The sequence below is a fragment of the Streptomyces sp. NBC_00239 genome (assembly GCF_036194065.1).
Taxonomy (GTDB): domain Bacteria; phylum Actinomycetota; class Actinomycetes; order Streptomycetales; family Streptomycetaceae; genus Streptomyces.
Genome location: NZ_CP108095.1, coordinates 6,566,900 through 6,580,702, shown reverse-complemented (window position 1 = coordinate 6,580,702; position 13,803 = coordinate 6,566,900). Strand labels below are relative to the sequence as shown.

At 73.3% G+C, this 13,803-nt stretch carries 14 protein-coding genes; 3 read left to right on the top strand and 11 right to left on the bottom strand.

Annotated elements, in window-relative coordinates:
- Positions 1–4: 4 nt before the first annotated feature.
- On the bottom strand, positions 5–1,078 hold the full coding sequence (locus tag OG764_RS28975; RefSeq protein WP_443056252.1) for a hypothetical protein: 1,074 nt from the start codon (positions 1,076–1,078) through the stop codon (positions 5–7).
- A 243-nt stretch (positions 1,079–1,321) separates the two neighbouring features.
- Between OG764_RS28975 and OG764_RS28970 the strand changes: the two genes are divergently transcribed.
- A complete protein-coding gene (locus OG764_RS28970) occupies positions 1,322–1,558 on the top strand; it encodes a hypothetical protein (RefSeq protein WP_328971368.1) in 237 nt (78 codons plus the stop codon).
- A gap of 82 nt (positions 1,559–1,640) precedes the next feature.
- Here OG764_RS28970 and OG764_RS28965 read toward each other — a convergent pair whose 3' ends face one another.
- The 4 genes from OG764_RS28965 to OG764_RS28950 all read right to left on the bottom strand — a co-directional run bounded on the left by OG764_RS28965 (position 1,641) and on the right by OG764_RS28950 (position 5,716).
- Complete coding sequence (locus OG764_RS28965; RefSeq protein WP_328971367.1) at positions 1,641–2,813, bottom strand: acyl-CoA dehydrogenase family protein; 1,173 nt, start codon at positions 2,811–2,813, stop codon at positions 1,641–1,643.
- A 658-nt stretch (positions 2,814–3,471) separates the two neighbouring features.
- Positions 3,472–3,639, bottom strand: a complete 168-nt coding sequence (locus tag OG764_RS28960; RefSeq protein ID WP_328971366.1) for an SCO1431 family membrane protein — start codon at positions 3,637–3,639, stop codon at positions 3,472–3,474.
- 206 nt (positions 3,640–3,845) lie between these two features.
- The gene (locus tag OG764_RS28955) at positions 3,846–4,265 is read right to left on the bottom strand and encodes an SPW repeat protein (RefSeq protein WP_328971365.1); all 420 of its coding nucleotides are present in this window, start codon (positions 4,263–4,265) and stop codon (positions 3,846–3,848) included.
- A 104-nt stretch (positions 4,266–4,369) separates the two neighbouring features.
- Positions 4,370–5,716 (bottom strand): peptidase C39 family protein, encoded by a 1,347-nt coding sequence (locus OG764_RS28950; RefSeq protein WP_328971364.1) that lies wholly within the window; start codon positions 5,714–5,716, stop codon positions 4,370–4,372.
- Between the two features lie 221 nt (positions 5,717–5,937).
- On the opposite strand from OG764_RS28950, the gene OG764_RS28945 reads away from it, so the two are divergent.
- Positions 5,938–6,555 (top strand): uridine kinase family protein, encoded by a 618-nt coding sequence (locus tag OG764_RS28945; protein WP_328973215.1) that lies wholly within the window; start codon positions 5,938–5,940, stop codon positions 6,553–6,555.
- Positions 6,556–6,907: 352 nt separating this feature from the next.
- Complete coding sequence (locus tag OG764_RS28940; protein ID WP_328971363.1) at positions 6,908–8,845, top strand: AAA family ATPase; 1,938 nt, start codon at positions 6,908–6,910, stop codon at positions 8,843–8,845.
- Between the two features lie 139 nt (positions 8,846–8,984).
- Here OG764_RS28940 and OG764_RS28935 read toward each other — a convergent pair whose 3' ends face one another.
- The 6 genes from OG764_RS28935 to ribH all read right to left on the bottom strand — a co-directional run bounded on the left by OG764_RS28935 (position 8,985) and on the right by ribH (position 13,802).
- Positions 8,985–10,070, bottom strand: a complete 1,086-nt coding sequence (locus tag OG764_RS28935) for a hemolysin family protein (protein WP_328971362.1) — start codon at positions 10,068–10,070, stop codon at positions 8,985–8,987.
- Positions 10,067–11,416: a hemolysin family protein gene (locus tag OG764_RS28930; protein ID WP_328971361.1), complete on the bottom strand. Its 1,350-nt coding sequence runs from the start codon at positions 11,414–11,416 to the stop codon at positions 10,067–10,069. Before OG764_RS28930 ends, OG764_RS28935 begins: the two co-directional genes overlap by 4 nt.
- 179 nt (positions 11,417–11,595) lie before the next feature.
- Entirely contained in the window at positions 11,596–12,072 is a 477-nt protein-coding gene (locus tag OG764_RS28925; protein ID WP_328971360.1) for a PH domain-containing protein, read from the bottom strand.
- Positions 12,072–12,920 carry an ATP phosphoribosyltransferase gene (gene hisG, locus OG764_RS28920; protein ID WP_328971359.1) on the bottom strand — a complete coding sequence of 283 codons (849 nt, stop codon included), beginning with the start codon at positions 12,918–12,920 and terminating at the stop codon, positions 12,072–12,074. Before hisG ends, OG764_RS28925 begins: the two co-directional genes overlap by 1 nt.
- Before the next feature lie 79 nt (positions 12,921–12,999).
- On the bottom strand, positions 13,000–13,281 hold the full coding sequence (locus OG764_RS28915) for a phosphoribosyl-ATP diphosphatase (RefSeq protein ID WP_328971358.1): 282 nt from the start codon (positions 13,279–13,281) through the stop codon (positions 13,000–13,002).
- Between the two features lie 35 nt (positions 13,282–13,316).
- Entirely contained in the window at positions 13,317–13,802 is a 486-nt protein-coding gene (ribH, locus tag OG764_RS28910) for a 6,7-dimethyl-8-ribityllumazine synthase (RefSeq protein ID WP_328971357.1), read from the bottom strand.
- Between the last annotated feature and the right edge of the window lies 1 nt (position 13,803).

Here is a 13,803-nt window from a genome sequence, read left to right as displayed (position 1 = left end):
ACGGTCAGGGCGCGACGGACGCGTAGTCGGTGAACCCGCTCGGGTCGTGGCGGCCGAAGCTGCCGTGCTCGAAGATGCCATGGCCGACGCGGCCGTCGAGGGTGAAGCGGGCCGAGTGGTCGGTGACGCCGAAGGCGGCCATCGGGTGCGCGGTGGGATCGGTGAGGTCATAGGTGCGCCGGTCGGTCCAGCCGCGGCCCTGCCAGCTGCCGTGCTGCCAGTCGGCGGCGGGCGGGTAGCCGGCGCCGACGGCGAGCGGGGAGGAGGCGAGGATCTCCACGCCGAGTTCCAGCGGCTTGCGGGCCGGGTCGGTGAGGTGGACGACGGCGCTCTCGGGGTGGCGGGTGCCGGGGCGGTAGCGGATGTCGGTGTGCGGCCAGCCGAGCTGGACGTCGGGGCGGCCGCTGCCTTCGGGGAAGACCTGGACGGCCTCGTTGAGTGTGCGGTGGCCGTCCGCGTCCTCCTGGGAGATGACCATCAGGAAGCGGTCCTCGAACCGGACGGGGATCCAGAGCCAGTGGAAGCCCTCGGGCCGCATCTCCTCGGCGGCCCGCCCGCCGTCCTCGCCGGGGATCGGCCGGACGCCCCAGCTGCGGTCACGGGTGCCGGTCCACTCCCCCTCGGTGAGCCGCAGTTCCTCGCCGCGCGCCCGGATGGTGCCGGTGACCGTGCCGGCCTGGACGAACCGACGCCCCTCCAGCATCAGGCGGTCGCCGCGGCGCTGTACGTGGTGCGGCTCCCAGACGGCGGGGAAGGCGGCGGTCCAGGTGATGTCGTACGAGAGCCCGTCCGGGTCGTCGGGGTCCGCGTCGCAGTGCAGGGTGAGCTGCCGGAGCGGGGTGTCGACGGTGATCCGCAGCGGGCCGACGGAGAGGTCCATCCGGTCGTCGCCGAGGGCGTCGGAGGCGCGTACGGCGAGGAGTTCGCCGCCCGTGCGGAGGGTGGCGTAGGCGTCGATCACACCGGCGTTGGGGTAGACGCCGAGGCCGAGGATGAGCACGGCGCGGCCTGCGTGGTCGAACACGTGGAAGATGCACCGGTCGTAGGCGTTGCGGTCGCCGGTGACGACGTGCTTCATCGACAACGGGGCCTGGTGGACGGGGTATTCGTCGAGCGCGATGGGGCGGTCCGCGGGCACGGCAAACCTCCTGGGCACGGGGTGGCCGGAGCTGATCCGGGCGGATATGACGGTACGTCAGAAACCGCATGCGGGACCATACTTGTGTCACCCGCTGACACGAAAGGGGTGTCGGGGACCCGTCGAACGGATCCCCGACACCCCTGGGCGTTACCTCGGCCCGCGGCCTCGCGTTGGCCGGACATGACCCTGCTTGACACGGCTACGGGACGGCGCCGCCGCCCGAACCCTCCCGGTTACGAAGAATCGGTTCAGCAGCACCTCGCCGATCCGCCGATCTACCGGGCGCTGCTGGCCCGCTGGACCAGCGACGGCCGGACCGTGCCGGGGCGCCGGGACCCCGAGTGGACCCGGCTCACGTCCTCGCCGGTCTGGCCGTCCGGCGGGCTCTACCCGCGCGACCCGACCCGCCTCGACTGACCCGGCCCGGCCGATACCGGCCCGGCCGGCACGCGACGCCACCGGCACCGGACAGGACCGGCCCGCCGCGCCCGGCCCTCGCTCAGCGGGACTCGGGCCCCAGCAGGTGGCGGCCGATCACCATGCGCTGGATCTGGTTGGTGCCCTCGACGATCTGCAGCACCTTCGCCTCGCGCATCAGGCGCTCCGCGGGGAAGTCCGCCGTGTAGCCGTAGCCGCCCAGCACCTGGACCGCGTCCGTGGTGACGGACATGGCCGCGTCCGTGCAGAACAGCTTGGCCATCGCCGCCTGCCGCGAGAACGGCTTGCCCGCGTCCCGCAGCCGGGCCGCCGCCAGGTACAGCGACCGGCCCGCCTCGATCTTCGTCGCCATGTCGGCGAGCATGAAGCGCAGGCCCTGGAAGTCCGCGATGGGGCGGCCGAACTGCTTGCGCCCGGCCGCGTACGCGAGGGACTCGTCCAGAGCCGCCTGCGCCACGCCGATCGCGCAGGCCGCGATGCCCAGACGGCCCGAGTCGAGCGCCGAGAGCGCGAGGGTGAAGCCCTGGCCCTCCTCGCCGAGCCGGCGGCGGTCGGAGACCCGTACGCCGTCCAGGTGAATCTGGGCGGTGGGCGAGCCCTTCATGCCCATCTTCTTCTCGGGCAGGGCCGCGCTCAGGCCGGGAGCGTCGCCGGGCACCAGGAAGGCCGTGATGCCGCGCGGGCCCTCGGCGCCGCTGCGGGCGAGCACGGTGTAGAAGTCGGCCACCCCGCCGTGGGTGATCCAGGCCTTGGTGCCGGTCAGCACCCAGTCCTCGCCGTCACGGACGGCCTTGGTGGTCAGCGAGGCCGCGTCGGAGCCCGAGGAGGGCTCGGAGAGGCAGTAGGCGCCGAGCAGGCCGCCGCCGAGCATGGCCGGCAGGAACTCGCCCTGCTGCTCCTTGCTGCCGAAGCCGGCGAGCCCGTGGCAGGCCAGCGAGTGCACGCTGACGCCGAGGCCGACGGTCAGCCGCGCCGCGGCCAGCTCCTCCAGGACCTGGAGGTACACCTCGTACGGCTGGTCGCCGCCGCCGAATTCGGACGCGTACGGCAGGCCGAGCAGCCCGGAGTCCGAGAGCAGGGTGAAGAGCTCGCGCGGGAACTGCCCGGCGTCCTCCTGCTCGGCGGCGTACGGGCGGATCTCCCGCTCGGCGATCTCGCGTACGAGCGCGAGGAGGTCCCGGGACTCCTCGGTGGGCAGCTGACGGTCCACCGGCTGCGGGGCACGGTCGGTCATGGCGGCGCTCTCCTCCCTCGTTAGGGCAGTGCGGGGGCGCGGGCAGGGTGGGCCGCGCGCCTCCGGTGTCGATGCTCTCGCAACCGAAGGATGCGCTCCCGGATCACGGGAACGCGTTCTACGGCTGCGGCGGGCCCGAGTATGCCCGATGACGGCGATCCCGTCACGGGTTCGATATCAGGAACCCGCCGGTCAGACGGCCGCGCCCGCCCCCGGAATCGGGCATTCACCCCATCCCGCCCCACCGGCTGCGTCCAGCCTCGCCGCCGGCCCTAGAGGCATCACCCAGCCTCGCCGGTGCCCGGGGCGAGGTCGGCCTCGCCAGTGCGCGGGGGCGCAAACGCCAGTCTCGCCGGCGTGTGAGGCGGGCCTGGGCGGAGCCCGCTCCGGTCTCGCCGGCGCAATCAGCCTCGCCGGCGTTTGAGGCGCGGGTCCGGGCGGAGCCCGGTGCCCGGCGTCAGCCGGGTTGGTCGTTGGGGCTCCGCCCCAAACCCCGCGCCTCAAACGCCGGCGAGGCTGGAGGTTGCGCCCCGAGGCGTCGGCGAGCCTGCGGTGGGCCCCGCCCGGGCCCGCCTCAAACGCCGGCGAGGCTGGATGCCGCCGCCCAAGGCACGGTGTGCCGCCCGGGCGGCCGGCGAGGCTGGGGGCTGAGCGGGGGTTACATGAGGCCGGTCTGGGTGACGAACATGGCCAGGACCACGACCAGGGTCCAGCCGAGGACGTGTTCGAGCCACTTGGGCCTGTCGTCGGGACCCCCGGTGCGGGCGGATTCCCGGACCCCCGTGAGGGAAGCGGGGGCGGCGGCAGCGGCGCTGGTCGTGTTCATGGCGTCTCGCATCGGTTCGTCGGGCACTGGACACCCCCCGGTCCGTCCAATGTGCCAGCGATCCGCCCCGCCGAGGGAGAGACCTTGGTCACGCGTCACGCGTCACGCATCACGCCGAAGGACGCGCGCCCACCCCCGCACGCGCGCGCCGGGCCCCGGCCCGGTGGCCGGGGCCCGGCGCGTCGCCCGGGCCCAGCGGGCGGCGGTCAGGTCTGCCGGCGGTCGGCCATGGACATCGCCAGGCCGAGCAGCAGCGCGACCGAACCCGCGATGACGTTGCTCACCACGCTGCGCGTGGTGTCCATCTCGCCCACGATCACCCACGGCGACACGATGGTCCACGCGCCGATGGCGATGGCGGCCCACGCGGTGGAGTGGGTGCGCTCGTAGGCTGTGCCGAGACCGCCCATGAACAGGCAGTACGCCGCACCGGTGATCAGGTTGCAGACGGCCAGCGGCGTCAGGACGCTGAACCCGACGATCCACGGCGACGCGGCCAGGTAGAGACCGGTCAGAACGGCCAGCGTCTCGACGGCCTGGGCGCTGGGGGTGGATGTCGCCCGCTCGAACCGGGAACGCATCTCGGCGAGGTCGGGGTGGGATTCGATGGACTGGTGGATGGTCATGGCGGGCCGCCTCCTACGAAGCCTTTATGCGCCCTTTATCCCTATTGAAACGCCTGTGGGTGCCTGGGTCAACGGCTGTCGGAAGACCCGCTGTCCCCGGCCCCTCACAGCACTCCGACCGCCGTCAGCGCCCTGATCTGGGACGCCGACGGGCGGGCCGGCGCATAGAGGTAGCAGACCCCGCCCGAGCCTCCGACCGCCTTGCCGGAGGCGTTGTACCGCCTGGTGCGCAGCCAGACGTTCTCGAACTCGCGGCGCCGGTAGACGCGCCGTACCGCCGGGTCGGAGGGCGCGTGCGGGTCGTTGACGACCACGTCTCCGGCTGTGGTGAAGCCGACGACGGTCATGAGGTGCCCGGCGGTGCCGTAGCCGGCGCCGGTGAGCTCCTCGGCCCGGAAGGACTGCGAGGTGATCACCGGGATGCCGGCGCGGACCAGGCGTTCCGCGTCGGCGAGGGAGCACAGCCGGGTCACCACCGCGGCCAGGTCCGGGTAGGTGGCGGCGTAGGCGGCGTTGAAGGGCCAGTTCCCGCAGCCCTTGTACTGGTGGTCGTAGGTGTGCCGGGCCGCGTGGCAGACCTGCGGGTCCGCGTACGAGGGGTGCACCCAGGCCAGGTCGGCGCCGCTGGGGCGGCGCCCCCAGTACTCGATGACCATCTGCGAGGAGCTGGGGCTGCACCAGGCCTCGCCGCCGTTGTCGTACTCGGGGTACTGGCCGACGTGGATCTCCTGCGAGAACCGGGGCACGGCCAGTTCGTGGCCGGGTCCGGGGGCCGAGGCGGGCACGGTGAAGCGGTCCGGCACGTCCGAGGACATCGCCCCGGCGAGGAAGACCTCGGGGGTCAGGCGGGAGCCGGGGGTCCGGTACAGGGTCAGCCGCAGCTGCCAGTCGGTCAGGCGCAGGCCGCTCGCCGGGGCGTCGACGGAGAGCGTGTCGGTGCCGACCGTGCTCCGGCCGTCGCCCTGCCCGTCGACGGAGGTGCGCCGGATGTCCCGGTCGCCGGCGGCCCAGCGGGCCATCACGTACCAGGGGGTCCGGGTGCCGTCCCCGTAGCCGCCGCGCAGTTCGACCTGGAGCCAGGTGCCGGTCGGCGTGTGCGCGTTCCAGGAGGCGATCACCTCGGTGGCGGGCACGGTGGACCGGTGGACCGGGGAGAGCCAGCTCGCGTGCTCCCAGGCGGCCGTGCGCCCGCTGTGCGGGTCGGTGTAGTCGGACCGCCCGGCGGGCGTGCCGATCCGCAGGGCGGGCCGCAGCCCGCCGACGGTCACGGTGCCCTCGTGGGTCCCGGCCCGCCAGTGGCCGTGCGAGAACCAGAACCGGTTGTCGACCGTCCGGGGCGGGGCCGCGCCGCGCGGGCCGGCGGCGGACGCCCCCGGTCCGGGCACGGCGGCGGCGGTGGCGACGGCGAGTGCGGCGGCCAGTACGGCCCGGCGTGGTGCGGAAGCGGTCATCGGCGGGGAACCCCCAGTCGGATCCGGACGGCTTGGGGGTGCCGCTCGGATCTCCGCGGCGACGCGGGGCCCGGCACGCACGCACGCTCGCACCGGACTCCGCTCCCTCTCCCACGGAGATCCGAGCAACACCCCCTGACCGTCACCTTCGCAGCCCGCGGCCGTCTTCGGCCAGGTGACGGGCGCGTGTCCGCGCTCAGTAGGCTGGCCGGGTGACCCCTCTGGACTCCCTCGCCCGCGAGCTGCGCGCGCTGCCGCCGTCCTGCGGCCCGGTCCGGCTGATCGCCGTCGACGGGCACGCCGGCTCGGGCAAGAGCACGTTCGCGCGGCACCTGGCCGAGGCCCTGGGCGGGGCGCCGGTCCTGCACCTCGACGACGTGGCCAGCCATGCCGGGCTCTTCGACTGGACCGACCGGTTCCGGGAGCAGGTGCTGGCGCCGCTGGCCGCGGGGCGGGCCGCGCACTGGGAGCCGTACGACTGGGTGGAGCGGCGGTTCGGGCCGCCGCGGGTGCAGGAGCCGGTGGAGCTGCTGCTGATCGAGGGGGTCGGCGCCGGGCGGCGGGCGCTGCGGCCGTACCTGGCGGGGCTGCTGTGGATGGAGACGCCGCGGGCCGATTCCTGGGAGCGCGGCCGCCGGCGCGACGGGAGCGCACTGGCCGGCTTCTGGGACGGATGGGAGCGCGCGGAGGCCGAGCACTTCGCACGTGACCCTTCGCGCCCCTTCGCCGACACCCTGGTACGGCAGAGCGGTACGGGATACGAGTGGACTTCGGGGGCGGGTGCGACAGCGGAGACGACCGCTTCCGTGACCGAGCGTCACGGCTTGCCCCCTGTTTGAGCACCGTTCAAGTCCGGCGGCCCGGGGGCGCGCCGAGGTGCTTGACCGGAGGCCCGCGACGGCCTTACGTTCTGAATGAGCGGTCTTTACGGCCGCCTCGGACACGAAGCCCCCGATCGTCCCCCGTGATCGGGGGCTTCGTTCTGCCCGAATGCACCCCGAGCACGCCCCGTGCGGGCCTTCGTACGGCGGTCTCCCGTTCACCCTGTGTCACCGCGGTCCCGTGCGGCGCCCGTCCCCGAAGTGCTGGACACACCCTGCGACAGGACCGTAACCGCAGGTACGATGCCAGTCTGATCCGGCGGAGCGGCCTGCGTAACTCCCGTCCATGACGCGGAGGTTGGGGGATGCGATGGACTTCGGCACGCAGGACGGCAGCCACCGTGCCCCGGCCGAACTCGCCTGGCTGCGCGGCGTGGACGCGTACACGATGGGCGCCTACCCGCAGGCCGAGGAGGAGTTCAGAGCCGCCGTCCGGCTCGATCCCGCGATGGCCGACGCCTGGCTGGGCCTGCACGCGTTGCGCGTCGACACGGTCAACGCCCTGCTGCGCATGTACGCCCACCGGGACCGGTTCGGCGAGCAGCGCACCCGGCACCGCCGCACCCTGAACTCCTGGTACTGGCTGGGCTGGTGGGTGCAGCCGGTGCTGGAGAGCCGGCGCGACCTGCTCCTCGCGCACGCCTCGCACTGGCTGGACGGCCGCCACGTGCCCGAACTCGACCAGGCGCTCGCGGGACTGCCGCCCGTCGACACCGACCCCCAGGTCCGCTTCCTGCACGCCTGCCGCGCCTACCTGGTCAAGGACTGGGACCAGCTCGTGCGGCACACCGAGCCGCTGGTGGACGACCCGCTCCTGGGCATCGAGTCCGGGCTGTTCGGCGGGATGGCCCGGGTCCGGCTGGAGATGTACGGGCAGGCCGAGCCGATGCTCTCGGCGGCCCTGATGCGGTGCCGCAGCGAGCAGCCGCAGCGCAAGGAGCTGCGGTACTGGCTGGCCCGCGCGCACGAGGGCACCGGCCGCAGCGCCGCCGCCCTGCCCCTCTACCGGGCCGTGCACCGCGTCGACCCCGCCTTCATGGACACCGCCGCCCGGCTCACCGCCATCGCCGAGTCCGACGGCCTCGACGGCACGGACGGCTTCGACTACGAGGCCGGCGGCCCGGCCGGGGACTACGCGGCCGTGGCCCTGGCCGGCGGGCCCGGACAGGACGCCGCCGAGGGCTACGCCGACCCCGACCCGCCGGGCCTCCCGGAGCCCCCCGAGGGCCGCGAGCCGCGCTTCGGCCCGCCCCCGGGGCCACCGCCGTCGGGCGTCGTCCCGCCGGAGACCGTACGCCGCAAGGCCGCCGTGCCGGCCCAGTCGGGCCCGGTACCGCTCCCCACCGCCCCCGCCGACCCGGCGCTGCTCGCCGAGGCGCTCGCCGAGCTGGAGCGGATGGTCGGGCTGGAGCCGGTCAAACGCCAGGTGAAAGCGCTGTCGGCGCAGCTGCACATGGCCCGGCTGCGGGCCGGCCAGGGGCTGCCCGTACAGCCCCCCAAGCGGCACTTCGTCTTCTCCGGGCCCTCGGGCACCGGCAAGACCACCGTGGCGCGGATCCTGGGCCGGGTCTTCTACGCCCTCGGACTGCTGGGCGGCGACCACCTCGTGGAGGCGCAGCGGGCCGACCTGGTCGGCGAGTTCCTGGGCCAGACCGCGGTCAAGGCGAACGAACTGATCGACTCGGCGATCGGCGGGGTGCTGTTCGTCGACGAGGCGTACAGCCTCTCCAACTCCGGCTACAGCAAGGGCGACGCGTACGGGGACGAGGCCCTCCAGGTGCTCCTGAAGCGCGCCGAGGACAACCGGGACCACCTGGTCGTCATCCTGGCCGGCTACCCGGCCGGCATGGACCGGCTGCTGGCCGCCAACCCCGGGCTGTCCTCCCGCTTCACCACCCGCGTGGACTTCCCCAGCTACCGCCCGCTGGAGCTGACCGCCATCGGCGGCGTGCTGGCCGATGCGAACGGGGACCGCTGGGACGAGGAGGCCCTCGACGAGCTGCGCAGCATCAGCGGACACGTCGTCGACCAGGGCTGGATCGACGAACTCGGCAACGGCCGCTTCCTGCGCACCCTGTACGAGAAGAGCTGCGCCTACCGCGACCTGCGACTGGCCGGCTACCCGGGCACCCTCGGCCGCGAGGACCTCGCGACCCTGCGGCTGCCCGACCTGATGCAGGCGTACGGGGAGGTGCTGTCCGGCCGCGGCCCACAGGACCGCGGACGGACGGAACCCCCGCCGCTGTGAGCGGCGGGGGTTCCGGTCGGGGCCCGGATCCGGCCACCGGCTCCGGGCCCTCCTGCTTCCGACTGCCGACTGCCGACTACCGACTACCGGCTACCGGCTACCGGCTACCGGCTACCGGCTACCGGCTACCGGCTACCGGCTACCGGCTGAGGACGGCGGACGGGGCCGGCACGGCCGCCCCCGCGGGCGCCGGGGCCCGCCGCCGGTGCGTGGGATCGCGCACCTCGCCCACCAGCATCTCCAGTACGTCCTCCAACGTGACCAGGCCGAGCACCCGGCCGCCCGGGTCCGCGACCTGGGCCAGGTGGGTGGCGTCCCGGCGCATCACGCTGAGCGCGTCGTCGAGCGGGAGGGTGGCGCACAGCGTGGTCATCCGGTGCCAGACGTGCTGCGGCACCGCCCGCTCCCGGTCCTCCAGGTCCAGGACGTCCTTCACGTGCAGGTAACCCATGAAGGCGCCGCTGTCCGAGCGGACCGGGAAGCGCGAGAAGCCGGTGCGCACGGTCAGCGCCTCGATCTGCCGGGGGGTGGCCGACGGACCCACCGTGACCAGCTGGGAGCCGTCGAGGAGCACGTCGGTGACCGGGCGGCTGCCGAGTTCGAGGGCGTCCTCCAGCCGCTCCTGCTCGCCGGGCTCCAGCAGGCCGGCCTGCCGCGAGTCCTCGACCAGCCGGCCCAGCTGGGCGCTGGTGTAGACGGCCTCGACCTCGTCCTTGGGCTCGACGCTGAACAGCTTGAGCACCAGCCGGGCGCAGGCGCCGAGCGCGGTGGTGACGGGCCCGCACAGCCGGGCGAAGCCGACCAGTCCGGGGCTCAGCCACAGCGCGGTGCGCTCGGGCGCCGACATGGCGAGGTTCTTCGGCACCATCTCGCCGATGACCAGGTGCAGGAAGACCACCGCGGCGAGCGCCACGGCGTACCCGAGGGGGTGGATCAGGCCCTGCGGGACGTGGACCGCGTGGAAGAGCGGTTCCAGCAGCCGGGCCACGGTGGGCTCGGCGACCGCGCCCAGCGTCAGCGAGCACATGGTGATGCCGAACTGTGCGGCGGCCATCATCCGCGGCAGGTTCTCCAGCCCGTACAGGGTCTGGCGGGCCCGCTTGGAGGTGGCGGCCAGCGGTTCGATCTGGCTGCGCCGGACCGAGACGAGGGCGAACTCGGCGCCGACGAAGAAGCCGTTGGCGAGCACCAGCAGCAGGGCGAAGAGGAGTTGGAGCGCGTTCACCGGCCCACCGCCTCCAGCTCCGGCCGGGCCTCGGCGGGCGCGGTGCGCACCAGGCGCACCCGCTCGGCGCGGTAGCGGCCGACCTGGCGGACGGAGAGCTTCCAGCCGGGCAGCTCGGCGCGGTCCCCGGGGGCGGGGATCCGGCCCAGCAGGTCGGCGACCAGGCCGGCGACGGTCTCGTACGGGCCCTCGGGCACGTCGAGGCCTATCCGGCGCAGGGTGTGCACCCGGCAGGAGCCGTCGGCGTCCCAGGCGGGACGGCCGTCCTCGGCGGGCACGGTGGCCAGCTCGGGGGTCCGCTCCTCGACGCGGTCGTGCTCGTCGTGGACCTCGCCGACGAGTTCCTCGACGATGTCCTCCAGCGTGACGACTCCGGCGGTGCCGCCGTACTCGTCGACGACGACGGCCATGGGCTGCTCCTTGCGCAGCCGCTCCAGGAGCAGCTGGACGGGCAGGGTCTCGGGGACCAGGAGGGCCGGGACGGAGATCCGGCCGGCGCCGGTGCGCGAGCGCTCCGGCTCCGGGACGGCGAGCGCGTGCTTCAGGTGGACCACGCCGATGACCTCGTCGATGCGCTCGCGGTAGACGGGGAACCGGGACAGGCCGGTGGCCCGCGTCAGGTTGACCACGTCGGCGGCGGTCGCGGTGGAGTGCAGCGCGCTCACCCGGACCCGGGGGGTCATGACGTGCTGGGCGGTGAGCCCGCCCAGCGAGAGGGTACGGACGAACAGGTCGGCGGTGTCCTGTTCGAGGGCGCCGGCCTGGGCCGAGTGGCGTACCAGGGAGACGAGCTCACCGGGGGTGCGGGCGGAGGCCAGCTCGTCGGTGGGCTCGACGCCGAGGGCGCGTACGAGGCGGTTCGCCACCGCGTTGAGGCCTGAGATGACCGGCCGGAAGGCGCGGGAGAAGGCGTGCTGCGGGCCGGCCACGAAGCGGGCGACCTGGAGCGGCCGGGAGACGGCCCAGTTCTTCGGCACGAGTTCGCCGACCACCATCTGGACGGCGGAGGCGAGCAGCATGCCGATGACGACGGACACCCCGGACACGGCGCCGCGGGGCAGGCCGGTCGCGGTGAGCGGGCCGGCGAGCAGCCCGGCGAGGGCGGGCTCGGCGAGCATGCCGACCACGAGGGAGGTGATGGTGATGCCGAGCTGGGTGCCGGAGAGCTGGAACGACAGCTCGCGCAGGGCCTTGACGACCGTACGGGCCCGCCGGTCGCCTTCGGCGGCGGCGCGTTCGGCGTCCGGGCGCTCGACGGTGACGAGGCCGAACTCGGCGGCCACGAAGAATCCGTTGGCCAGGATCAGGGCGAAGGCCGCCATGAGCAGGAGTAGCGGGATGGTCATGCCGCCGCCTCCGGAGAGGTGGCGGCGCGGGTACTACCGGACGATCCGTCCATTGCTGGAGGGAGTCACTCCTCGAGTCGCAGGGGCCCACGGGCCTCGGGGTCCCGGGGCCGGTGGCAGGGCGCGCAGTCGCGCCCCGCCACCAGGGTAGTCATTGAGATCGTCCCCGCAATGGGGACTCAAGCGGCGGATGCTCCGGTGCCGCGGGATTCCGCCAGGGCGCGCAGGGCGCGGGCGTCGGCGATGGCCTGTTCCCTGGCCACGCCCGGCTGGATGCCGAGGGCGGGCAGGCTGGTGCCGTCGCTGAGGTCGAGGAAGACCCAGGCGTCGCCGGGGCGGAGGTTGACCCGCAGGATCTGGGCCCACTCCAGGCGCCGCCGGGTGGTCAGGTTGACGACGGTCACGCCCGTCTCGTCGGCGACCACCTTGGGCCGGCTGAGCAGCACCAGGACGGAACTGAGCAGCGCGGCGACGAAGACGAAGCTGATCCGCTCCCCCGTGCTGAGGCGTTCCAGCATGACGGCGACGGTGGTGATCGTCGCGAACATGGCGGCGCCCACGCCCAGCAGGACGGCCCGGGTGCGGGTCGGCCGGAAGGTGACGGGGAGGTCGGGCAGGGTCGCGGTGGCCGGCGCGGCCGACTGGTCGGCGGCCATCACAGACGGCAGGCGTGGATCGAGGTGGTGAGGATCGCACGGGCGCCCAGCTCGTACAGGTCGTCCATGATCCGCTGGGCTTCCTTGGCGGGGACCATGGCGCGGACCGCCACCCAGCCCTCGTTGTGCAGGGGGGAGATGGTCGGCGACTCCAGGCCCGGGGTGAGGGCGACGGCCCGCTCCAGGTGCTCGGCGCGGCAGTCGTAGTCCATCATCACGTAGCTGCGGGCGACGAGGACGCCCTGGAGGCGGCGCATGAACTGCTGCACCTGGGGGTGGTCGGTGTCGGCGCCGTTGCGCCGGATGACCACGGCCTCGGACTTGAGGATCGGCTCGCCGATGACCGTCAGGCCGGCGTTGCGCAGGCTGGTGCCGGTCTCGACGACGTCCGCGATGATCTCGGCGACGCCGAGCTGGATGGCCGTCTCGACGGCGCCGTCCAGGTGTACGACGGAGGCGTCGATGCCCTGGTCGGCGAGGTGCTTGGCGACGATTCCCTCGTACGAGGTCGCGATCGTCATCCCGTTGAAGTCCTCGGGGCCCTTCGCGGTGCCGGGCTTGGTGGCGTAGCGGAAGGTGGAGCGGCCGAAGTTCAGCGGGAGGATCTCCTCCGCGTTGGCCCCGGAGTCCAGGAGCAGGTCGCGGCCGGTGATGCCGATGTCGAGCTTGCCCGAGGCCACGTAGATCGCGATGTCCTTGGGCCGCAGGTAGAAGAACTCGACCTCGTTCTCCGGGTCGACCGTGACGAGCTCCTTGGACTCCTTGCGCTGCCGGTAGCCCGCCTCATGGAGCATCGCCGACGCAGGTCCGGACAGTGAACCCTTGTTGGGGACGGCGATGCGCAGCATGGGTTTTTCCTTCTCGGTACGGGATGTCACGTGATGGGGTGCGGTGCGGTGCGGGGTCCTGCTCGGTGAGGGGTCTTGCTCAGAGATGGGAGTAGACGTCGTCGAGCGAGATCCCGCGCGCGACCATCATCACCTGGACGTGGTACAGCAGCTGCGAGATCTCCTCGGCGGCGGCTTCCTTGCCCTCGTATTCGGCGGCCATCCAGACCTCCGCGGCCTCCTCGACGACCTTCTTGCCGATGGCATGGACACCCTTGCCGACCAGCTCTGCGGTACGGGAGGTGCTGGGGTCGCCGGTGGCGGCCTTGTGCTGGAGCTCGGCGAAGAGCTCCTCGAACGTCTTGGGGGTCTTGTTGGCCATGATGGTCCTCAGAATACGCGGTGGGGCACTGCCACTCAGCGCCAGGGTTCGCTGACGGTGCGCAGGGTCATGGCGGTGGCGACGGCGGCGGTGACCGCTTCGTGCCCCTTGTCCTCGTTCGATCCTTCGAGGCCGGCCCGGTCGAGGGCCTGCTCGTCGGTGTCGCAGGTCAGCACGCCGAAGCCGATGGGCACACCGGTGTCGACGGAGACCTTCACGAGGCCCTCGGTGACCCCCTGGCACACGTAGTCGAAGTGCGGGGTTCCGCCGCGGATGACGACGCCGAGGGCGACGACGGCATCGTAGCCGCGCTCGGCGAGGACCTTCGCCACGACGGGGAGCTCGAAGCTGCCCGGCACCCGCAGCAGGGTGGGCTCGTCGATCCCGAGCTCGTGGAGGGCGCGCAGCGCGCCGTCCACCAGTCCGTCCATCACCTTCTCGTGCCATTGCGCCGCGATGACGGCGACCCGCAGGTCTCCGCAGTTGCGTACGCTCAGTTCGGGTGCGCCCTTGCCGCTCACA